The sequence below is a fragment of the Proteocatella sp. QWL-06 genome, from assembly GCF_058684135.1.
In genome coordinates this window covers 1,420,551-1,442,922 of record NZ_CM178755.1, presented here as the reverse complement: position 1 = coordinate 1,442,922, position 22,372 = coordinate 1,420,551, and the positions used below count along the sequence as shown (strand labels likewise).

Genomic DNA, 22,372 nt, shown 5'->3' with positions numbered 1-22,372 from the left:
GGAGGATAATAATGGGAAAGAAATTATCTGAGATGACACTTGAAGAATTGTGGCATTTATTTCCTATTCGATTAACACAGCACAATGAAATATGGACAGCTTATTACAATGAAATGAAACATATATTAGAGGGAGCTTTGTCAGAGTATCAGAATGTACGAATCAGTCACATTGGAAGTACAGCAATCAATGGCATATGGGCCAAGCCGATAATCGATATTCTTGTAGAAATTGAGAAAAACGATGATATGGATAAAGCAACCGTATTGATGCAGAAGAACGGGTTTATTCTTATGTGCAAAGAACAAAACAGGATTTCACTAAATCTGGGATATACAGAAAATGGGTTTGCAGATCGAGTATATCATTTACATCTTCGCTACAAAGGAGACAATGACGAACTGTATTTTCGTGATTATCTGAATGAGTTTCCTGAAACGGCAAAATCTTACGAAAGACTAAAGCTTGATCTGTGGAAGCGATACGAGTTTGATCGTGACGGCTATACAGCAGCAAAAACTGAATTCATAATCAGATATACTAAAGGCGCAAAAGAAAAATATGAAAACAGATATATCTAAAATTATAGTTAATATTAGGTCACATATACTTAACTAAAAGGAGAAAATGAAGATGACTAAATACGAAAAGGCTATGAAACTATTGGATGATCTATGCGGAAACGAAAAAGAGGAAATTATTGCAATTGCGACAATATCATTATCTACGGATGAGTCCGGAAATCCTCGTCCCGCTGTTCGTATGGTTTGCGCATATTATGAAAATGGTGCGTTTTATGTTTCAACAGATTCAAAAAAGAACAAGATGCTTGAGATTGAAAAGAACAACGAAGTATCTGTCTGTGGAATGGGTTGGTATACTTTCCATGGAAAAGCAGAAAATCTCGGATGGGTCAAGGACGAAAAGAATGCGGAGATCAGAGCGAAATTCAAAAAGATCTTTGACTGGTTTGATGAAGTCGGGGATGAGGAAAATCCAGATTCAATAGTTCTTCGCATAGCTCTCACAGAAGGAACCATAATTGACCACGAAGAAAAGTATGGTGAAAACAAGTATGAAATAGATTTTGTAAACAGGACGGCAAAGTAATGTAAATTATCGATGCTCAATATTTTTTGACTTAGCCATGTAATAATCCTGATTTATATTTTTCTTGCCTTGGACTTAACTCCAAGTGATATAGTAAATATAATATTTGAGAATAGGAGAATTAATATGGAAAACGTTAAGAAAAATTTTGGCTTCGGCTGCATGAGATTGCCAATGAAAGATACTGAGGTAGATCATAATGAATTTTCAACCATGATAGATACTTTTATGGAAAATGGATTTAATTATTTTGATACTGCACATGGCTATATTGGTGGAAAAAGTGAAACAGCGCTCAGGGAATGTCTCGTCAAGCGATATTCCAGAGAAAATTACATTTTGACGAATAAGCTCTCTACTCATTTTTTCGAAACAAAAGAGGAGATACGCCCTCTGTTTGAGTCTCAGTTGAAAGCCTGTGGTGTAGACTATTTTGATTATTATCTGATGCATGCGCAAAGTAAGGATATTTTTGATAAATTTAAAAATTGTGAAGCATATGAAACTGCACTCGAATTAAAGTCAGAAGGAAAGATCAGACATTTTGGGATTTCATTTCATGATAAGGCATCTGTACTGGAACAAATATTAGTGGAGTACCCACAGATAGAGGTTGTTCAGATTCAGTTCAATTATGTGGATTATGACGATCCATCTGTGGAGGGTCGTAAATGTTATGAGATATGCCGCAAATTCGGTAAATCAGTCATTGTAATGGAGCCTGCAAAAGGTGGTAATCTCGTAAATCTGCCTGAGAATGCAAAGTCAGTATTAGCTGATTTGAATGGAGGAAGTATAGCAAGCTATGCAATTCGTTTTGCGGCAGGTTTTGATGGAATAAGCATGGTACTTTCAGGCATGAGTAATTTGGAGCAGATGGAAGATAATATAAGCTATATGAAGGAATTTAAACCACTTACAGAACCAGAAAAAGAAGCTGTAAATCGAGTATGTGAAATTTTCAAGTCGCAGAACCTTATTTCTTGCACAGCATGTCGTTACTGCGTAGATGATTGCCCGATGAATATTTCCATTCCGGATTTGTTTGCCTGTATGAATTCAAAAAAAGTATTTCATGACTGGAATACCGATTATTACTATCACAGTGTTCATACAGTCAACAATGGGAAAGCAAGTCAATGTATCAAGTGTGGGAAATGCGAGAATGTATGTCCGCAGCACCTGAAGATACGAGAGCTGCTTGCAGATGTTGCAGAAGAATTTGAAGCAATAGGATAAATTAATAGTTTTACATTAGGGAGGACAAATACGGGTATGACGATTGCAGAGGTTAGCAAGGAATTTGGATTGACTGCTGACACATTACGCTATTACGAGCGTATTGGGCTTTTACCGGCAGTGAATCGCAACAGCAGCGGGAACAGGGACTATACACAAGAGGACTGTAGATGGGTACAATTTATTAAATGTATGAGAAGCGCAGGACTTTCGATTGAGACTCTCATTGAATATGTAAGTTTATTTCAGCTGGGAAATGCTACGATTGCAATTAGGAAAGAGCTGCTGATAGAGCAACGAAAACAGATATTTGATAAGATAGAAGAATTGCAGGGAACCTTGGAATATTTAGATAAAAAAATCGACGGGTATGAAGAACATATGCTTAAATTTGAAGAAGACCTAAAAAAGTTTGATGAATAAAAAATGTGCTTACTTATATTTTCTTAATTGATAATATATCGATTATATGATAATATGAAAAAAATATGTAATGATTGGAGTTGAAAAAATGCGTAATGCTTCTTGCTAATTTTTTGGTGTAATAGGACTTTAAAACGGTAGATTACCGTAGTTTTGTTATGCCTGTGCAGGAAGGTTTTGCATTTTTGAGCTCTTGCTATAGCAGTCCTTTGCTTTTGATAAGCTTTGTTTGCTGTGCAGTGGTTGCGAGAATATACCTTCTTGCGACCACTTTTTTATTCACAGGAGGACGAAACAATGTCATTAATTAATATAAGCAAACTGACTTTTGCCTATCCAGGCAGCTATGATAATATTTTTGAAAATGTCAGCTTTCAGATAGATACCAGCTGGAAGCTTGGTTTCACTGGCAGAAACGGCAGAGGAAAAACTACATTCCTGAATCTTTTGCTTGGAAAGCACGAGTACACAGGGAGAATCTCTGCTTCGGTGAAGTTTGAATACTTTCCATTTGAAATAGCTGATCATGAAATGACAGCTGCAGATGTTGTGGATAGCGTCTGCAAGGATTATCAGTACTGGGAGCTTTCGCGAGAGTTGAATCTCCTTGAGATATCAGAAGATGTTATTTACAGGCCATTTAAGACACTTTCAAACGGAGAACAGACAAAAGTAATGCTGGCAGCTCTGTTCTTAAGAGAAAACAGTTTTCTGCTGATTGATGAGCCTACAAATCATCTCGATGTTTCAGGAAGAAAGATCGTTAGTGAATATCTGAAGAGCAAGTCGGGATTTATTCTTGTGTCTCACGACCGCTATTTTCTGGATGAATGTGTAGACCACGTACTCTCAATAAATAAAAGCAATATCGAAATCGAACGTGGCAACTTTTCATCATGGCTTGCAAACAAAGAGCGCAGAGATAATTTTGAACTGGCAGAGAATGAGAAGCTGAAAAAGGAAGTAAAGAGACTCAAAGAAACGGCAAGAGAAAAAGCGCAGTGGTCAGATGTAGCTGAGGGTCGCAAAATTGGATTTGACCCAGCAAAAACAGAGAAGAGCTTGAATCGAAGGCCCAGTGAAGCCGCCAAATCAAAAAAAGCGATGAAGCGCTCAAAAGCTCTTGAGCAGAGACAGGAGGCCGCAATCAGAGAAAAGTCTGAGCTTCTCAAAAACATTGAATCATCTGAGAGCCTTAAGCTTTCTCAGTTGCCTTATCATACATCACAACTGGCATTTCTTGACAGAGTTTCCATAAAATACGATGAGCATACGGTGTGTGAAAATGTTTCTTTTGTAATAGAAAAAGGAGACCGCATTTCACTTTCAGGCAAGAACGGCAGCGGGAAGTCGAGCATAATAAGGCTTATCTGCGGGCAGGAAGTTCCGCACACGGGCGAAGTAAAAATTAGCTCAAGGCTTCAGATATCTTATGTTTCGCAGGATACTTCGAACCTGAGAGGTGATCTTTCTGATTTTGCAAAGGAGCACGGCATTGATGAGAGCCTTTTCAAGGCAATTCTCAGAAAGCTGGATTTTCAAAAAGTACAATTCGATAAAGACATGAGTAATTTCAGTGGAGGGCAAAAGAAGAAGGTACTGATTGCAAAAAGCCTGTGTGAAAAGTCGCATTTACTTGTATGGGATGAGCCGCTGAATTTCATTGATGTAATATCCCGCATGCAGATTGAAAATCTTCTGCTCGAATACAAACCTACGATACTGTTTGTAGAGCATGACAGGGCGTTTTGCGAAAACATTGCAACTAAAAATGTTATTTTATAGAATTCAAAGTTGTAGATAAAATCGCAATAAAATATAAAATGGATAAACTGAACAGGCCCCAAAATTTCGCTTTTTGGGCCCGTTCATAACATTCCTTGCTCATTTTTAGTCATGTAGGTATGTAGAGTTATTTTTCGCCTATTATTTTAATGGGAAGAAAGTCTAGCTTAAAAACAATATTTTTATATGAAACAATCTAATTAGTATTATTGAGTCCCCTAAATCTAAAGGCTCTTCTAAAACCTTGTAGTTCTGCTTCATATACGTTGAATGCATAAAATTCACCAGGTTTTTCAATCTTAACTTTGTCGTATTGTTGATCCATAGGGAGATGATATATTTTATTCTCTTTACCTATATTGCATTTAATTCTTGGAAATTCATCAATAGAAAAACTGGGAATCAAGGTAATATCTAATAGCTTTGCTACTTTAACTGCATTGGGAGAAAAATCTGTATTTGTAAAGAATACACCCTTTAAATTACTCTTATCTATATTGTTTTCAAGACCGTAACTTATTAAAGTACCAAATAATTGAAATATATGTTTTTCATGAATGGTTTTGCGTTTACTCCAGTACTTACATTGAACTAGTTGGACTTTATTATTAGCTTTATTTTTAACTATTAAATCTCTTCCCATATCTTCGAGACCTTTTAAGGATCCATAATATTCAACCGTATATCCTTTTTTTTCCAAAGTATATCCTACGTATAGCTCATAATCTCTACCTATTTGCCAATTGGATTTTTTTCTGGATTTAATATAATTTTCAAGAGCCAACTGATTTTTTTCTATATCAGGAAGATTTTTCCATTCTTCTTTAGAAATATATCGCCTTATTGGATCGTAGTCTTCTTCCATTTCAGTAAGGTTATTTAAATGTATTACATCTTTATAATTTTCTTCTAACAAGTCTTCAATTGACGGATATAATTTTTTAATATATTCTAGCTGATAAAGAGCAATTTTTGATTCTTGTATTCTATTTTTTGCTTCAGATCTTATTTCGCGAATAGAAGCAACCTTTTTCTTTCTTTCTATGGATTTTCCCCATTCTAATTGTTTTGCTATTACTTCGAAATCATAAGTTAAGTAGTCTGAAATCATTCCTGCTAAATAAGGAAAAGCCTCAACGTTTGTGGTTAATATTTTTTCTAGGGATTTCTTATGTTCTTCTAAAGCCTTTTTATGTTTATCTAAATCTTCTTTATATTCATAAATTACATTCAAGTTGTTCAAATTTTCTTTTCTTAAAGTAGCTGCTGTTATATGATTTTTCTTATTTTCCTTATATAAAAAAAGAAATTTTGAAATCAAATATATTAAAAATCCAAATGATGTATAAATAATATACGAATCTAAATACATAATGGATCCTCCTCTTTAATACGGACCCGCAATCCATTCTATAATAGGGAACAGCGGCTTTTGCGCAATATTAAATAAAAAAGCCGATAACACATAGGTTTTTTGACCTAATGCGTTATCGGCTCTGCGTCTATGCGTCTGGCACTTTTAATCATTTTTTTTTGAATTTATTATATGTGTTAGCTAACTGTCCACAAGCCGCGTTAATCTCTCTGCCATGAGAAACTCTCATAGTAACTTCAAGTCCTGCTTGCTCTAATTGATGTTTGAATGCAACTATTTCCCGTTTCTGTGGTGCTTTAATTCTTGAATTGCTTGTTGGGTTGTATTGTAACACGTTAATCATAACTTTTTTGCCCCGAAACCATTTTGCAAGTTGTCTTACATCTGAGGGCCGGTCATTTATACCCGGTAAAAGCAAATACGCAAAGACAATTTTGCGATTATGCCTTTCAGAATAGGATAAGGCTTGCTTAACAACATCTTCAATAGCATATATGCGCATGTGAGGAATAATACGATTTCTTGCAGATTGTGTTGCTGCGTGTAAAGATATTGTCAACTGAATTTTAAGATGTTCCTCGCGCAATTTTTTTAATTGATCGACCGGACCAACTGTTGATATGGTAATGCCGTCGGTTGGAAAGTTGAGCCCATATCTATCTCGGAGAATATGGATTGCTTTTATCAAGTTGTCATAATTGAATAAAGGCTCTCCCATACCCATAAAAACGATACGGTTTACTTTTCGACGCAACAATATAATCTGTTGTACGATTTCTGACGATGTTAGATTACGAACAAAGCCATTTCGCCCGGACTCACAAAAAATACAACCAACAGGACAACCGACTTGTGTGCTCACGCAAACAGTTCCACCATCTCGCCGCTTGATAAAAACCGTTTCAATGTATTTGTTGTCTTTCAGTTCGTAAACATACTTTTCAGTATCACTGCTTTTGCAAATATTTTTTACCAACATTGATAGATTTTTTTTGCGTGGTAATTGCTTATATAATTCTTCATATAAGGCTTTTGCTTCATTCTCGCCAATAACTTCCGACATTTCTTTGTAAGTAAATCCGTATGGATCATTCCGTACTTCCGCAGGCGTATATTTAGGTAAACGTTTCATTTTTATATCCTTTCTTCTAAATAATAAAAGTTTGTTTTTCTGTATTTTTGATTACAATCTCTAATTTTTCTACATCAATGATACCTAAATTCCACGTGCATTTTTTATTAGCTTAAAAGAACACTATTTCACGAAGAATTTAAACTGATACTCCCACATTGTAACATTATTTACCACCACCTTTCAATCTTTTTCAATAAATTATTGATTGCAACTTTTGAGTAAAGATACTTATTAAACCCTGCAAGTTATCCACAGAGCAACACTCGATTTTCAAGATGATATCTTTATTATACCAGACATTTTTCATACACTTCCTTGTACGGATAGTTTTCTGACAAATTCATAATTACAGTTCTTGCGGTTTTAATGATTTTGGCTGCAAGAAATACATACTTCAAACGAAAGGTCTTTATTTGCTGTCTGTATTCTGAAGGCTCTAAGGAATCAATCTTGAACAACAAAAACAGGTTATATGAAAGCATCATCATTTGAAACACCGCTTCATTTGCCCAAAATGATTTAAGTAAAAGATGACCCACCGCCATGTCGTATTTGGCTTCTTTAATATAGTTCTCAGCATTGCCACGTTTTTCATAGGATATAACTACTTTTTCAGAAAGCAATGTAGTGTTTGTCACAAAGAAAAAGTATTCGTACTCAGAGACTTCTAAAAGTGATATTTGTGCTCTTTCTTTTTCTGGTTTCAGTACCCGAGACACAACAAACCTTCTGTCTTTCTCCCAGTTATCTAATTTTGTAAACAGTTCTGTAGTTTCTCTGCCTTCTTCACCTTTAACGAATACAACCGATGAATTCGTTGCTTGGGATGCAAGCGTAGAATAACTTTTGGCTTTAATTAAATATTTGCAACCAAGAGATTCTATCGTTTCAATAATTTTTTCATCAAAGTAGCCACTATCCATTCGAAATAAAATCTCTAAATCATCTGTTTTGATGTTGGCTACTATTTCTTTGATCATTTCAGATGCACCGTTAGCTGTGTAAGTATTGCCACTTCTTACAAATCCGGTGACGTAGGCTTTTAATTCGTCGCAAAATGCAAACTGGATATTGTAGCATCGGTTTCCTAGTTTCTTGGGATTATATCCTTTTGATGCACCTTCTTGATGACCTTCTACGTTGATTACACTACTATCAATATCAATCGTAATGGATGTCAATTTACTTTTAGTGAGCAGTTTTTTAAAGACTTTAAAATTAATGTCTCTAAACATTTGTGTTGTCTTAAAGGTGAAGTTTCCTAAAAATCGTGACACTGTTTCAGGTTCTTTTACGGAAATATCAAATTCATTAACGAGTGGATCATTTTGAAGGAGCTTTAGACGTTCTAGCTTGTCTATACCAATAAAGTGACCACAGATCATCGTCTTTATATGATTCATCTTGATTTTATTTGTGGAGTCATTATCAAATACGAGGTCATCTTCAACTAGATCAAAAATCTCATTACTTTTTGCGTTCTCAAGGAGAAGAAAAAGACCTGCATTTGATGTTAGATTCTTAGCTGTGAAATCAATTTTATTAATCATAATTTAAACCCCTTTTTCTGCTTTTGTTACTATTATTGTACCATATATCGACTCATAAAAGCTGATAATTCAACACATTTTTGAGCATTTTTCTTTCACCCAATGGGTGAAAGCTGAATTTTGAAGGAACGTATATTTATCAATGCTTTGAGGGTGGTTTATAAAGTACTGACGTAGAATCTCAGTCTAATTCTGACTTGACAGATACGCCGGACTGATGTAATATAATAAAAAAATAAATTAAAGCATGTATGCTTGCCACCGGGTAAGCATTTAAGTGCCATAAGTACTTCGTTAGGTCGTGGAAGAAGTGCTTTTGGCACTTTTTTTAATTAAAGGGAAATTTCGGAGGAATCATGAGAAACATAAGAACGGATTTTTTAAAATATACATCGCTTAATATAGTCGCTATGCTGGGCGTATCACTGTATATACTTGCAGATACCTATTTTATTGCCAAAGCTCTTGGGGCAACTGGCCTGGCTGCGCTTAATTTTGCAATCGTGATTTTCATGATAATGCAGGGGATAGGCATGATGACCGGAATCGGAGGTGCAATTGATTTTGGAATAAGAAAATCCGAATCTGATGGGACTGACAATGAATCCTTCATGAATGCAGTGCTTGCAGGGATTGTTTTGTCGGTATTATTTCTTCTGGCAGGAACGGTTTTTTCTGAGCAGATTTCATATTTCCTGGGAGCTGATGAAATGACGATCAGGCCTACCATGACTTACATGGCTACGACATGTGCCTTTGCTCCTTTTTTCATATTCAACAGCATCTTGCTTGCCTTCGTTAGGAACGATGATAATCCGTCACTTCCTATGGCAGCCATGCTCATAAGCAGTTTTTCAAACATAATACTGGATTATATATTCATGTTCCCTCTATCAATGGGGATTTTTGGAGCCGCCTTTGCTACAGGGCTTTCTCCTGTTATCAGCATATTAGTGCTTACTGTTCATTTCAGGGGGAAAGCAGCAGGATTTGGGTTTTCCAGATTCAGTCCTGATATAAGGCGAATGAAACGGATAATGTTTCTTGGGATGCCTTCTCTTGTAAATGAGCTGGCTTCGTCGATAACGCTCTTCACTTTCAATATCGTGATACTGAAAATATCGGGAAATGTAGGAGTGGCTGCCTATGGGATAATTGCCAATGCAGCGATAATAGCAACATCGCTGTTTTCGGGGCTTGCTCAGGGTATGCAGCCTCTGGTGAGCGAGTGCTTTGGACAATATGATGCAGATGGCCTGAAAAGGCTTCTCAGATATGGTCTTATCAGCTCAGTATCCATAGCTGCGGCAGTGTGTTCAGCTGTATTTTTCTTTTCAGGAGAGATCGTATCCGTATTCAACAGCCAGGGTAATGAATCGCTTTATATGATAGCGGAATATGGAATCAAAATATATTTTACAGGATTTGTATTTGCTGGTATAAATATTGTAATGGCATCCTTCTTCGGTTCCATTTCATATACAGCCGAAGCGATGATGATATCTGTTCTCAGGAGCTGTGTGATACTCATTCCGGCAGTGCTGATTCTAAGCTCAGCTTTTCAAATGACAGGAGTATGGATATCTTTTATAGCCACGGAATTTATTGTAACTGTTTTTGCATATTATAAATCAGGAGGAATGAACAATGAAAAAATTTATTATCGAGAGCGAATTCTGGGATCTTTTTCCGAAAGCGAAGATAGGCGTGATTGTGTTTAAAGGGATTGACAACAGCGTAAAAGAAAATGGAATGTACGCTGATCTTATCCTTGCTGCCGAAAAAGAAGCAATGACTCATCTTACTGCCGGGGATTTCAGCAGCAATGAGGTGATAAAAGTATGGAGAGATGCATTTCAGAAGTTTAAGACGAAAAAAGGCGCACGGTCATCTATTGAGGCTTTGCTCAAGCGTGTTCACAAGGGAGATCATATTGGATATATAAATCCGCTTGTCGACATCTATAATTCAATCTCTCTCAAATATGCACTTCCATGCGGCGGGGAGGATATAGACACATTCGCAGGTGACATAAGGCTTACAAAAGCAGACGGGAATGAGCCATTCATAACGCTTGGCACAGAGGAGAATTCACCTCCTCATGAGGGCGAGATTGTCTACAAGGACGATGAGGGTGCAATATGCAGATGCTGGAACTGGAGAGAATCAGTAAGGACCATGCTTACCGAAAAAACGGAGAATGCATTTATGTGCATAGAGCTTGTTGATGACGCAAGAATCAAAGACCTGAGTGATGCGCTTAGTGAGCTTTCGGAGCTTGTGAAGGAGAATCTTGGTGGAGAGTATGAGATACATGTCCTGGATATTGATAACAGAGAAGCGGTAATTGGATAATATAAGGAGGATAAGGGATTGAACGGATTTTCATATAAAGAGGTATATATTGAAGAAGGAAGAAGAGTGCTTGAGGTAAATGTGCTTCCCGAAAAGTACTGTAATTTTGACTGCATTTTCTGTCCGATAGGCCGGTCTAACAACAAGGTTGACAAGCAGACGGCGTTTGAGGGGCATGAAGCTGCTCTGGAAGAGCTTGGAAACAGGATTGATGAGAGCGGTGCGGATCTTGTCTTTATAAATTCAAAGGGCGAGGCATTTGTAAATGAAAGGCTTGAGGAAATCATCAGGTTCATACAGTCAAAAGGAGCCTCTGTAAAGCTGCTGACCAATGGATACCTGCTTGGACGAGATGAATACAGAAGAATTGCAAATATATGCGAAGAAGTGCTTGGCGAGATAAAAGTAATAACAGAAGATGATTTCAGGAAAGTACAAAGGCCAGTAGATGGGTATACTATAGCTGAATATGTATCAAACATGGTATCTTTTAACAGACAGTATGATGGTAAATTCATATTTGAAGTCACCATCATAAAAGGATATAATGATGATGAGGAATCTGTACTCAAATTAAAGCATATAATCGATGAAATATCTCCAGATAAAGTCGTAGTTGTCAGGATGGATGATGACATATTCAGAAAAAAACTTGGAATATCAGATGAGAGATTTGAGGAGATAACAAAGACTCTTACTGATAATTAAGTAAAGCATTTTCGATGCTCTGGGAGGTAGTCATTATGCCTGAAAACAGAAGCTGAAGACGATTAAAGTATTCAAGTATGGATTGTATGGCATGTCAGCGTTTTTTCTGAGTGGACTGATTGCGGTAATAATAATCTTGTTTTTTGATGAATATATAGTTTCTGCCCTTGTTGCTGGATGGCTTGGAGGCTTCCTGACGGGTACATTCCTGAGGATGAAAGATAAGAGAGCTAAGATGGCGGCATCAGGAGCAATCGGTATGCCGCTGGGACTTTTCCTGAGCTTTGGGGCAGCGGGCCTGTTCGAGCTCATGTTTCCATTCGCCTCAGCGAGCCTGGCATATACAGGAATCCCAGATGCCATAGGTATTTCAATCATGGGATTGATATTTGGAAGCATTATGGGAATATTCATTTTCGGGTCGAGCGCGCTTAAGATTTTTGCCCCAGTATGTACCCTTGCCTCTATGCCTTTTGGGATTCTTGTATCAGCAATGAACGAGGGGTATGTCCTCAGGGATTTTAATTTAATGATGAACTCCATTATAAAGGGCAAGGGCATAATCGACCTTAATTTCCTGGTCATAACAGTTTCACTGGGCATAGGCACAGGGCTGAGCATCGCGATTCATGATATTATAAGCAGAAAAAAACACAGCTGAATCAGATAAGTTCCCTTTCAACTGAAATTATCTCTGCATCGGTTATGCTCTCTATGAAGTTTATCACATTATCAATTATGCTGTCGGCATGAGCGCTGTCGCCGGCTATGGCAGCAATGCCTATGACTATGCTCTGGTGGATATCCTGCATGTCGATTTCTGCGATCGATACATTGAACTTGTTTCTTACTTTTGAACACAGGCTTTTTACTATCATGCGCTTTTCCTTGAGAGAGTGGACCCATGACGCTCGCATGCTTATCGTGCATGTTGCTATTATCATCTTATTCTCCTTTTGATTTTTTAAGTTATTATCTGGCAATTCTGCTTTCGTTTAATATTACCCAAAAATATGAGGCATGATTGACAATCAGAAAGGTAAACAGTCAACTAACCCTCGACTAAAGTCGAAGGCTTGATGTGGACCCGTTTTTCGGGTCTATCAAAGGCCTGGTTGATTAGCCTGAGTGCTTAGGGCACTACGTTGTTTTTGTCATAACACCTATGGACGCTTATCCTAATCCGTAGCTCTGTTGTTTGTGGTTAAAAGCTTTTTAGGGTTAATAAAAGCGGTGCCGCAGGCGTAAAAAGCAATTACAACATTGGCGAAGGGTATTTTACCAGTTCTTTAACTGGCATTATGTATTAAGTTATATTAAAAGGAGAAATATTGTGGTCTATATTTTAAGTAAAGAAGGTAAGCCTCTTATGCCTACTAGTAGGCATGGGAAAGTAAAACATCTCCTGAAGTCGAATAGGGCTAAAGTAGTCAAAAGAACACCTTTCGTGATTCAGTTACTTTATGACACAACTGAATATGTACAACCAGTTACTTTAGGTGTTGATGCAGGGAGTAAGATTATTGGGCTTAGCGCCACAACTGAAAATGATGAGTTATTCGCATCTGAGGTTACTTTGAGAAACGATATAGTAGAGCTGCTTTCAACTCGAAGACAAAACCGAAGAACCAGAAGAAATCATCTTCGCTATAGAGAGCCTCGTTTTAACAATAGGACTAAATCTGAAGGCTGGCTGGCTCCATCTGTTCAGCATAAAGTGGATAGTCATCTAAGGGTGATTGCTGATATTTACAAGATACTGCCAATCACAAAGCTCATTATAGAAACTGCGAGCTTCGATATTCAAAAGATTCGAGACCCACAAATCAGTGGAGCAGAATATCAACAGGGTGACCAAATGGGTTTTTGGAATGTAAGGGAATACGTCTTGTTTAGAGATGGTCATATATGTCAACACTGTAAGGGCAAGTCTAAAGACAAAAGACTAAACGTCCATCACTTAGAAAGTCGTAAAACCGGAGGGAATTCCCCGGCTAACTTAGTAACACTTTGTGAAACCTGCCACAGCGATTTTCATAAAGGCAAGATTGAGCTTAAGATAAGCAATCGCAATTCCTTTAGAGATGCAGCCTTCATGGGTATTATGAGATGGGAGGTATACAATAAGCTGAGAGAAATATACCCTAATGTATCAATGACATATGGATATATAACTAAAAACAATAGAATAAACAGTAAAATAGAAAAGACGCACAACGCAGATGCCTTTTGTATTACAGGAAACCTAAGTGCTAAAAGAAGTGATGTTATTTATTTGCAAATTTTCAAGAGAAAACATAACAGGCAAATTCACAAAGCTAACTTCCTTAAAGGCGGTAAAAAGAAGTTGAACCAATCACCTTACGTGGTCAAAGGGTTTAGGCTATTTGATAAGGTTAAGCATGGCAATACAGAGTGTTTTATCTTTGGAAGAAGAGCTACCGGGTATTTCGATTTGCGTAAATTAAATGGTACATCCATTCACAAGAGTGCAAGTGTTAAGAATATTAAATTATTGGAAAAACGAAGTACACTACTAATAGAGAGGCAGGTGACATCAAGAGTTCTCATCCTATGACTAAAGCCAAGGGTCTCCGAACTGTTGAAAATATATGAAAAAGCGATATTTTATATTTTTTGTCATTTTAAGTATATTTATGCTTTCTTCGTGTGGACAGACTGCAGGAGGAAGCGGTTCAGAATCAGGGAATGACTCAGATGAACTTCAGGATGTTTCTGAAGACGAAGAGCCTGTGTCAAAAGCGGATATGCTTCTTTCTCAGATGACGCTCAGAGAAAAGATAGGTCAGATGCTCTTCATACAGCCGGAATCTCTCAGGATTAAAACTGAGGATGCACAGGGCGAAGCTGCAGATACATCTTCTGTAACGATTTTTACTGAGCAGATGGCGAAAACTCTTGAAGAATATCCTGCGGGAGGGATCATAATTTTTGGTGGAAATATCGAGTCTCCCATACAGCTTAACGAACTGGTGAATGACATTAAAGCAGGCAGCAGGATTCCACTTTTCATGGGTATAGATGAAGAAGGCGGCATGGTAGCCAGAATTGCAAATTCTCCGGGATTTGATGTAAAAAAATATGAGAGCATGCAGAAAATCGGCAGTACCAGGGATCCGAAAAACGCAGAAGAAGCCGGCAAGGTGATTGGGGCATATCTCAGAGACTATGGATTCAACCTGGATTTCGCACCTGTCGCGGACGTAAATACCAACCCGGAAAACATTGTAATAGGAAGCAGGGCTTTTGGAGATGATCCGCAGCTTGTTGCAGAAATGGTAAGCGCTGGCATAGGCGGGCTTCACAGCAGCAACGTGATGAGCTGCATAAAGCACTTCCCGGGGCATGGAGACACGAAAGACGATACTCATGCTGGTTTCGTATCTATCGACAAGAACTGGGAAGAGCTAGAAGCATGTGAGCTTATTCCTTTTAAGGCCGGCATAGAAGCGAAAACCGACATGATTATGATTTCTCATATAACTGCCGGCAATATAACGAAGGATGGGCTACCGAGCTCACTGTCTCAGGAGATGATAGAAGGAAGGCTGAGGAGAGAACTGAATTTTGACGGAATAATAATATCTGATTCTATGTCCATGGGTGCTATAACCGAAAGGTACTCATCAGGTGAAGCGGCAGTGCTCGCAATTAAAGCGGGAACTGACATAGTGCTCATGCCTGAGGTTTATGCAGAGGCATTTGAAAGCATATTAGAGGCAGTAGCAAGGGGAGAGATAAGCGAGGAAAGAATCGACGAAAGCGTGATGAGAATCCTTTCTCTTAAAGAACAGTATGATATCCTGATATAGAGATTACGGAGGTAAAATGATATTCAGGGAAATGGCGGCATATGAAGCGTTCAAGGTCAAGATGATCGATGCTGAATGCTACATCAGAAATGCCTGGAGGATGATTGATGGAAGGCTCCAGCTGGTCGAAATCGACTGGACTGACCATGAGCTTCCTAATGGGACAGAGTGGCATATTGACCGCTTTGAAAAGACCGTAAGCGGTGGCGGAAAGGCATTCGGGTGCTTTGACAATAATGTTCTGGTTGGTTATGCTACAGTGAACAGTGAGATTTTTGGAAACAACAGCAGGCATGTTCTACTGGACCAGCTCTTTGTTTCAAAAGATTACAGAAACTGCGGCATAGGAAAAATGCTGTTCAGGATTTGCGCAAGGCAGGCATCAGAATTCGGAGCAGAAAAATTGTATCTTTGCGCAGGATCATCAGAAGCGACAATAGCTTTTTATAAGAGGCTGGGCTGCGTAAGGGCGCTTGAAATCAATCAGGAATTATTGAAAGAGGATCCAAATGATTTTCAACTGGAGTTTAATCTAAGATGAGCCTAAAGGAGATGGCAGTGATGGAAAAAGTAGATTACAGAAAGACTTTCAAAAAGCTTTATATTCCGGGGACCAGTCCCGAAATAACAGAAATTCCTTCTTTCAGATTTGCAGCTATAGAAGGCGAGGGCGATCCCAATTCATATGAATTCGCAGAAGCGACAGGTGCGCTATACAGCTTCAGCTATGCCGTGAAAATGTCATACAAAAGCAAAGATGTGCCTTCGGGATATTATGAATATACCGTATTTCCTCTCGAAGGAGTATGGGATCTGGTGGACAAGACCAAGCCTGTTGAGGAGAAGAGCAATTATAAGTATACCATCATGATACGCCAGCCGGATTTTCTTACAGACGAGCTTTTTGAGCGCCTCATAAGTGAATTGAAGAAGAAAAAGCCCGATGTCTGCTTTGACAGAATAAGATACATAAATGTTACTGAAGGAGAATGCTGTCAGATGATGCATATGGGAAGCTATGACAGCGAACGTAAGACCTTTGATATAATGGAGGATTTTTGCAGGAACATGGGCTATGAGCGATGTGAGATGACCCACAGAGAGATATATCTTTCGGACCCGCGAAAAACTGCGCCGGAAAAATTGAAGACTGTACTGAGGTTCAAGGTAAGAAGAAAAAAGGATTATGACTCAAGCTCAGCCACAGTTACAGCCACAGACAAACAAGAGCCTGATTCTATTGAAGCATACATCGCGGAGCATCCTGAGGAAATTCAGAAACTGCTCAACACTCTTAAAGACACGATAAGCGAAGCCATACCTGATGCTGAAAAAAGGATTTCGTGGAGAATGCCTACCTTCTGGAAGAAACATAACATAATACACTTTGCTGCTTTTAAGAAGCATATTGGCCTGTATCCGGGAGACAAAGCAATACTTTATTTTGCAGAAGAGCTAAAACCATATAAGACTAGCAAAGGTGCGATTCAGTTTCCATATGACAGACAGCTTCCGATTGAACTGATCGCGAAGATTGCAAAATGGTGCTATGAGACAGGAAGTAATCACTGATTTTTCTGAAAAATCTCCCGCAGACGATGATTTCATTGTCTCCGGGAGCTTTCTTTTAGTCCTGATAATCCACAAAATTCAGATAAATAATGCGATAATTGATATAAATTTATTGTATAACGATAAATGAGATGATATAATATAATAATAGGACTATATTAAGATGATATGTGAGGTATATTTATGAGACGAGAAACGATGATTTTGAAGATTGCTGTAATTATGCTCGGAATTCCTGTTGCAGCCTTAAGCGTATTGCTGCTGCCGTGGATAGCAAGAGATGCAGCGCAGAGCAGCATAAGGATGGCATATGTCATTTATGGAATCCTCATTCTCATGTATATATCGGTAGTACCATTTTTTGCGGCTCTTTATCAGGGTTTCAGATTATTGGGCTACATAGATTCAAACAAGGCTTTTTCAGAGCTGTCACTAAATTCGATTCAGAAGATCAGGAGCTGCGCGGCGGCGATAAGCATTATTTATCTGTTTGCCATGCCGCTGTTTTATATCGTAGCTGAAATTGACGATGCTCCGGGGGTGATTCTTGTAGGCATGATTTTCGTTTTTGCACCATTGACCGTGGCTGTTTTTGCTGCAATACTTAAAAAGCTGCTCAAGAATGCCATAGATTTGAAAAATGACAATGAATTGACGATATGAGGTGAATAAAATGGCAATTATTGTAAATATAGATGTGATGCTTGCAAAAAGAAAGATGAGAGTCACAGAGCTTTCTGAGAAAGTTGGAATAACGATGGCGAATATTTCCATACTGAAAAATGGAAAGGCAAAAGCCATAAGATTTTCAACGCTCGAAGAAATCTGTAAAGTGCTGGACTGCCAGCCGGGGGACATACTGGAGTACAGGAAGGATAACGAACATGAAGGGAGGGAAGATAATAAGGACAAGGAAATACAAAATTATAAAGACTAATTTTATAATTTTCATATCGATTCTTATTGTCCTGTCAGGCTCCTTATTTGACATAAAGGATTTTAAGCCCGAAATGGAAAGTGGCAGAGGTGCTGCATATGCGGCGGGCCTATACTTAAATAACGATATTCCCGGCAGCTTTGGCACTCAGGGAGCATCATCTGAACTGCTCAAGGGAAATGTCCTGGACAATCAGGATTTCTATGAGTTTATTGACATTGCAGTCATTAATGTAATTTTTAAGACAGGTTATAAATATTGTTTTTGTCATAGAAAGAAGATAAGGATCGTAGCTCCTTATAAAATTGAAGGATTATTGAGATATTAATTTTATTTCTGTAAATCATCAATTTTATAATTTGAAGGAGTGAATTTATGGAAATAATAAAACAGAAGTTTTTTGAAGTTACAACTTCAGTGCTGCCAGTCACCTTGATTGCTCTAGTACTGAACTTTACGCTTACTCCGCTTGGCGGACCACTTACAGCCAGGCTTATCATAGGGGCAGCGCTTATCATCGCAGGCCTTACGATATTCCTTTTTGGAGTGGATCTTGGAATTACGCCGATTGGAAACCATATGGGGGAACTGATAACCAGGCCCAATAAAATAATTGTTATAACAGCGGCAGGACTTCTCCTTGGCTTCTTTGTCTCAATAGCCGAGCCGGACCTGCACATACTTGCCAGCCAGGTAAGCACGGTGACCGATGGAACGATATCTAAATCAAGCATCGTGGTCTACGTTTCTGTTGGAATAGCAGTGATGCTCTCAGTGGGACTTGTGAGAATAGTTTATAATATTCCTCTTTTTAAGGTACTTACAGTACTTTATCTGATTATATTTGGAATAGCTGTTATAACATCAAGGGAATTTCTGGCAATATCATTTGATGCATCAGGAGCGACTACCGGGGCACTTACCGTACCGTTCATCCTTGCGATAGGCCATGGAGTGGCTTCTCTTAAGAAGGATTCAAAGGCATCAGAAAAAGACAGCTTTGGCCTTGTTGCCATTGCATCGACAGGAGCAATTCTTTCCGTGATGCTTATGAGCATACTTTCAAAAAGGCAGGAGCTTTCAGGAAGTCTTGACGTAGCAGTTGGAGCTGGTGACAGCATAATAGAGCCGTTTATTTCAAAAATCGGACATATAAATTATGAAGTCCTGCTGGCGCTTCTGCCTATACTTGTTCTTTATGTGAGCACAGTGCCGATTGCGAACCGTCTCAGGATAGTAACGGCAAAGTATGACTTTATAAGGATATGCAAAGGGGTGTTTTATACACATGTCGGACTTGTACTGTTCCTTACAGGCGTGAACGGTGGATTTCTGGACGTTGGGGTAATGATAGGATACAAGCTTGCATCTTATTCTTCGCCAATATACCTGATTGCCTCCGGCTTTATTCTCGGGCTGGTTACGATACTTGCAGAGCCTGCGGTATATGTGCTTACGAGGCAGGTAGAAGATGTTACAAGCGGATATATAAAGAGAAAGGATATTACGCTGGCGCTTTCTCTGGGAGTAGGAATATCAGTTGCGCTTTCGATGCTGCGTATACTGGTTCCAGAGATACAGCTTTGGCATTATCTGCTTCCCGGGTATATTGTGGCTGTGGGGCTGATGTACATCGTTCCAAAGCTCTTCATAGGGATAGCATTTGACGCGGGTGGAGTTGCCTCGGGACCGATGACGGCAACCTTCATTCTGGCTTTTGCTCAGGGTGCGGCAGAAAGAATAGATCATGCGAATGTGCTTGTAGATGGGTTCGGAATAATTGCAATGGTGGCAATGACTCCTATAATAACCCTTCAGCTGATGGGGCTTATATATAAGATCAAATCAGAAAAAACGCAAAAATCGATATTAAAAGAATCTGGAGGAATGAAATGAGAACATATTTCGATAAGGAGCATACAAAACGACAATAAAGTAGTATAATTATATTAGAGGAGGGATTAATCATGTCAAATACAAATATTGAACAAATGAAAAAGTTGATAGAAGATAAAAAGAAAAAAGGTTCAAAACAAAGTGCGGTTGGTGGAGCTCAAAACAAGTTTAGCGCAAACCCAAGTAAAGGATTCAAAAACACTAAAAGATCCGGATCGTTAAATAAATAGAGCACAGTGATAATAAGGATAAGAATTCTCTCGAGTTAAATTTGAGAGAATTTTTTTCAAAATAAATTAAGATGAACTTGAGGAGGATAATATGAGAAAAACTGATGAAATGATTAAAAATGAAAGCTTCTGGGGAGGACTTTGCACCGGCGCTGCAGGCAGGGAGTATGAAAAAGAGGCTGATATTGTAGTCTTTGGGATTCCCTTTGATGGAAACGTAAGCTACAGAGAAGGAGCAAAAGATGCTCCGGCGGCCATAAGAGAATCAACTATTCCCATACCGCCAACAACTGAATATTTCGAGGATATGTCTGGAAATACGGTGGCGGATATCGGAGATTTCAGCAGCGAAGATTTTGAAGCCGTATATAATGATGTTGAGAAAAAAGTCAGCGATCTGGTGAAGCACAAGAAATTCTTTACCATGATAGGCGGAGACCACTCAGTCACAATACCAGTACTAAGCGGCATAAACAAGGCTATTGATCATGAATTCGGAGTCATACACATAGATGCTCACTTTGACCTCTGCGACGAACTAAATGGCAGCAGGCTGTCTCATGGATGCACGCAGAGAAGAGCGATAGAAATGGAAAATATAGGAAAGAGCGAGAACATATTCTTCATAGGGATACGTTCAGTTGAACCGGATGAACTTAAATACATAAGGGAAAATAAAGTAAATGTAATAAATGCGGCTGAATACGAAAGACTGGGTACTGAAAATGTAATAAAGGCTGTAAAAGATAAGATGTCACATCTTAAGAGCATATATCTGACAGTTGACATAGACTGCCTGGATCCGGCATATTCAGCAGGAACGGGAACTCCAAAATTCGGAGGACTTTCGTCGAGGCAGCTTCTGGATCTTCTGAGAGGCTTGTTTGATCTGCCGATAATAGGATTTGATGTGGTTGAGGTTGCGCCTTCACTTGATGCATCAATGACCTCTGTTTATGCAGGGCAGAGAGTGATAACTGAGTGCTGGGGTCACCATCTCAGAAAAACGAAGGGCCTGAAATAATAAGTAAAAAAATCGTGCTCATTTGAGCGCGATTTTTATTTGATAGCGTACTCTGTGGTATAATATGTTTAATTATTTTAAATTTTTCAATGGTGGGGTGTTTATGGAAAAGAAAATCGCAAGATTCATGAATGAATGCCGTAAAAATAACAGAAAGAGATTTGATCTGACTGATTTAGAGAAATTTGTAGTAGGTGCCTATGGAGGGCATGATGAATATCTTAAAAATGGAGGATATATATCAGTATATAAAACTATTAGTATTCTAAAATCAAACGGCGAAATCAGAGAAATAGGATCGTCTGATTACAATGGACTTAATCCTCCGTTAAAAACAAGGTGGCAGATTATTACCAGAAAATCCTGTGACTGCTGGGATAAATCAAAAATGCTTAAGTTTTCAGATGAAATAGATTTCAGCTACTACACAAAAAATCCAGATTATAAGACGGATAGGGAATGGGAATATATAAACAGCATATATCTTTTTATGAAAAGCAGGGATTCAAGAGAATGGGTCAGTCTTGAAGAAAGATCTCTGGAGCTCTTCAATGATGAAAAATTCATAAAAAATCGTAAAGATAAAGCCAATGGGAAGTTTGGAATTTTAAGCAGGCTTGGAATTTCTTATGAAGACTTGAAAATCAAAAAATATGGAGAAATGTTTATATACTGGAACAGGGGTACAAGCAATATAAGAAATGGAATAATTCTGGAAAATCATTCCACATTTTTTTCTTATAAAAGAATCGCTGAAAAAAGAGGGGATCTGTTTGGATTTGTTCCGGACATACTGATCTATGGTGAAGGGAAGAAGATAGAAAGCAGCATGTCATTTCTGAATGAGATTGCAGATACAGGCAAAGTAAAGTTACTTTATTTTGGAGATATTGATTCTGAAGGTTTTGGCATTTATCACAGGCTTAAAGAGAGGTATCCTGAAATAGATATCAAACTGCAGTCAGAAGCATATGAACATCTAATAAAATCGTGCGAAAGAAAATACCCTCTTGGAGAACAGAAAAAAAACGCCTTATACCTGAGTTGTTTTATGGATGAGATTAAAGCGCACGTAAATTGTTCTACAATAGAAAAACTTGAGAATATATGGAACAGCGACTGCAGAATACCACAGGAGCTCTTAAATTACGAATATTTATTAAAGGTGAAGAAATGACCATAGAAAAAGGCTTTTTTAAC

At 38.3% G+C, this 22,372-nt stretch carries 24 protein-coding genes; 20 read left to right on the top strand and 4 right to left on the bottom strand.

What is annotated here, in order from left to right:
- The first annotated feature begins 11 nt into the window (after positions 1-11).
- From AC4PGZ_RS06875 to abc-f, 5 genes are all read left to right on the top strand, one after another.
- Positions 12-581 (top strand): GrpB family protein, encoded by a 570-nt coding sequence (locus tag AC4PGZ_RS06875; RefSeq protein ID WP_492157895.1) that lies wholly within the window; start codon positions 12-14, stop codon positions 579-581.
- A gap of 52 nt (positions 582-633) precedes the next feature.
- Entirely contained in the window at positions 634-1,110 is a 477-nt protein-coding gene (locus tag AC4PGZ_RS06870) for a pyridoxamine 5'-phosphate oxidase family protein (protein ID WP_492157894.1), read from the top strand.
- Between the two features lie 126 nt (positions 1,111-1,236).
- Entirely contained in the window at positions 1,237-2,349 is a 1,113-nt protein-coding gene (locus AC4PGZ_RS06865) for an aldo/keto reductase (RefSeq protein ID WP_492157893.1), read from the top strand.
- Between the two features lie 36 nt (positions 2,350-2,385).
- The gene (locus AC4PGZ_RS06860) at positions 2,386-2,772 is read left to right on the top strand and encodes a MerR family transcriptional regulator (protein WP_492157892.1); all 387 of its coding nucleotides are present in this window, start codon (positions 2,386-2,388) and stop codon (positions 2,770-2,772) included.
- A 297-nt stretch (positions 2,773-3,069) separates the two neighbouring features.
- On the top strand, positions 3,070-4,557 hold the full coding sequence (gene abc-f, locus AC4PGZ_RS06855) for a ribosomal protection-like ABC-F family protein (protein WP_492157891.1): 1,488 nt from the start codon (positions 3,070-3,072) through the stop codon (positions 4,555-4,557).
- A 196-nt stretch (positions 4,558-4,753) separates the two neighbouring features.
- On the opposite strand, the gene AC4PGZ_RS06850 is transcribed toward abc-f, so the two are convergent.
- From AC4PGZ_RS06850 to AC4PGZ_RS06840, 3 genes are all read right to left on the bottom strand, one after another.
- Complete coding sequence (locus AC4PGZ_RS06850; protein WP_492157890.1) at positions 4,754-5,929, bottom strand: restriction endonuclease; 1,176 nt, start codon at positions 5,927-5,929, stop codon at positions 4,754-4,756.
- Positions 5,930-6,080: 151 nt separating this feature from the next.
- A complete protein-coding gene (gene rlmN / locus AC4PGZ_RS06845) occupies positions 6,081-7,064 on the bottom strand; it encodes a 23S rRNA (adenine(2503)-C(2))-methyltransferase RlmN (protein ID WP_002584956.1) in 984 nt (327 codons plus the stop codon).
- Between the two features lie 290 nt (positions 7,065-7,354).
- Positions 7,355-8,617 (bottom strand): IS1380-like element ISEnca1 family transposase, encoded by a 1,263-nt coding sequence (locus AC4PGZ_RS06840; RefSeq protein ID WP_492157829.1) that lies wholly within the window; start codon positions 8,615-8,617, stop codon positions 7,355-7,357.
- Between the two features lie 356 nt (positions 8,618-8,973).
- Between AC4PGZ_RS06840 and AC4PGZ_RS06835 the strand changes: the two genes are divergently transcribed.
- From AC4PGZ_RS06835 to AC4PGZ_RS06820, 4 genes are all read left to right on the top strand, one after another.
- Positions 8,974-10,338 (top strand): MATE family efflux transporter, encoded by a 1,365-nt coding sequence (locus AC4PGZ_RS06835; RefSeq protein WP_492157889.1) that lies wholly within the window; start codon positions 8,974-8,976, stop codon positions 10,336-10,338.
- Positions 10,265-10,972, top strand: a complete 708-nt coding sequence (locus AC4PGZ_RS06830) for a B3/B4 domain-containing protein (protein ID WP_492157888.1) — start codon at positions 10,265-10,267, stop codon at positions 10,970-10,972. Before AC4PGZ_RS06835 ends, AC4PGZ_RS06830 begins: the two co-directional genes overlap by 74 nt.
- 18 nt (positions 10,973-10,990) lie before the next feature.
- Positions 10,991-11,680 carry a radical SAM protein gene (locus tag AC4PGZ_RS06825; protein ID WP_492157887.1) on the top strand — a complete coding sequence of 230 codons (690 nt, stop codon included), beginning with the start codon at positions 10,991-10,993 and terminating at the stop codon, positions 11,678-11,680.
- Positions 11,681-11,771: 91 nt separating this feature from the next.
- The gene (locus AC4PGZ_RS06820) at positions 11,772-12,341 is read left to right on the top strand and encodes a hypothetical protein (RefSeq protein WP_492157886.1); all 570 of its coding nucleotides are present in this window, start codon (positions 11,772-11,774) and stop codon (positions 12,339-12,341) included.
- Between the two features lies 1 nt (position 12,342).
- Here the strand turns inward: AC4PGZ_RS06820 and AC4PGZ_RS06815 are convergent, their stop codons facing one another.
- Positions 12,343-12,624: a DUF503 domain-containing protein gene (locus AC4PGZ_RS06815; RefSeq protein ID WP_492157885.1), complete on the bottom strand. Its 282-nt coding sequence runs from the start codon at positions 12,622-12,624 to the stop codon at positions 12,343-12,345.
- A 389-nt stretch (positions 12,625-13,013) separates the two neighbouring features.
- Between AC4PGZ_RS06815 and iscB the strand changes: the two genes are divergently transcribed.
- The 11 genes from iscB to AC4PGZ_RS06760 all read left to right on the top strand — a co-directional run bounded on the left by iscB (position 13,014) and on the right by AC4PGZ_RS06760 (position 22,349).
- On the top strand, positions 13,014-14,258 hold the full coding sequence (gene iscB, locus AC4PGZ_RS06810) for an RNA-guided endonuclease IscB (protein ID WP_492157884.1): 1,245 nt from the start codon (positions 13,014-13,016) through the stop codon (positions 14,256-14,258).
- 79 nt (positions 14,259-14,337) lie between these two features.
- Entirely contained in the window at positions 14,338-15,513 is a 1,176-nt protein-coding gene (locus AC4PGZ_RS06805) for a glycoside hydrolase family 3 protein (RefSeq protein ID WP_492157883.1), read from the top strand.
- Between the two features lie 16 nt (positions 15,514-15,529).
- Positions 15,530-16,054, top strand: coding sequence for a GNAT family N-acetyltransferase (locus AC4PGZ_RS06800; protein WP_492157882.1), 525 nt, complete (start codon positions 15,530-15,532; stop codon positions 16,052-16,054).
- A 20-nt stretch (positions 16,055-16,074) separates the two neighbouring features.
- Positions 16,075-17,085, top strand: coding sequence for a GyrI-like domain-containing protein (locus AC4PGZ_RS06795; protein WP_492157881.1), 1,011 nt, complete (start codon positions 16,075-16,077; stop codon positions 17,083-17,085).
- Positions 17,086-17,268: 183 nt separating this feature from the next.
- Positions 17,269-17,748: a DUF2975 domain-containing protein gene (locus AC4PGZ_RS06790; RefSeq protein WP_492157880.1), complete on the top strand. Its 480-nt coding sequence runs from the start codon at positions 17,269-17,271 to the stop codon at positions 17,746-17,748.
- A 10-nt stretch (positions 17,749-17,758) separates the two neighbouring features.
- A complete protein-coding gene (locus AC4PGZ_RS06785; RefSeq protein ID WP_492157879.1) occupies positions 17,759-18,022 on the top strand; it encodes a helix-turn-helix domain-containing protein in 264 nt (87 codons plus the stop codon).
- A gap of 73 nt (positions 18,023-18,095) precedes the next feature.
- Positions 18,096-18,350 (top strand): hypothetical protein, encoded by a 255-nt coding sequence (locus tag AC4PGZ_RS06780; RefSeq protein ID WP_492157878.1) that lies wholly within the window; start codon positions 18,096-18,098, stop codon positions 18,348-18,350.
- A 47-nt stretch (positions 18,351-18,397) separates the two neighbouring features.
- Positions 18,398-19,918 carry a DUF1538 domain-containing protein gene (locus tag AC4PGZ_RS06775; protein ID WP_492157877.1) on the top strand — a complete coding sequence of 507 codons (1,521 nt, stop codon included), beginning with the start codon at positions 18,398-18,400 and terminating at the stop codon, positions 19,916-19,918.
- Positions 19,919-19,989: 71 nt separating this feature from the next.
- Positions 19,990-20,148: a hypothetical protein gene (locus AC4PGZ_RS06770; RefSeq protein ID WP_492157876.1), complete on the top strand. Its 159-nt coding sequence runs from the start codon at positions 19,990-19,992 to the stop codon at positions 20,146-20,148.
- A gap of 91 nt (positions 20,149-20,239) precedes the next feature.
- Complete coding sequence (speB, locus tag AC4PGZ_RS06765; protein WP_492157875.1) at positions 20,240-21,172, top strand: agmatinase; 933 nt, start codon at positions 20,240-20,242, stop codon at positions 21,170-21,172.
- A gap of 103 nt (positions 21,173-21,275) precedes the next feature.
- Positions 21,276-22,349 carry a Wadjet anti-phage system protein JetD domain-containing protein gene (locus AC4PGZ_RS06760; RefSeq protein ID WP_492157874.1) on the top strand — a complete coding sequence of 358 codons (1,074 nt, stop codon included), beginning with the start codon at positions 21,276-21,278 and terminating at the stop codon, positions 22,347-22,349.
- Positions 22,350-22,372 lie beyond the last annotated feature (23 nt).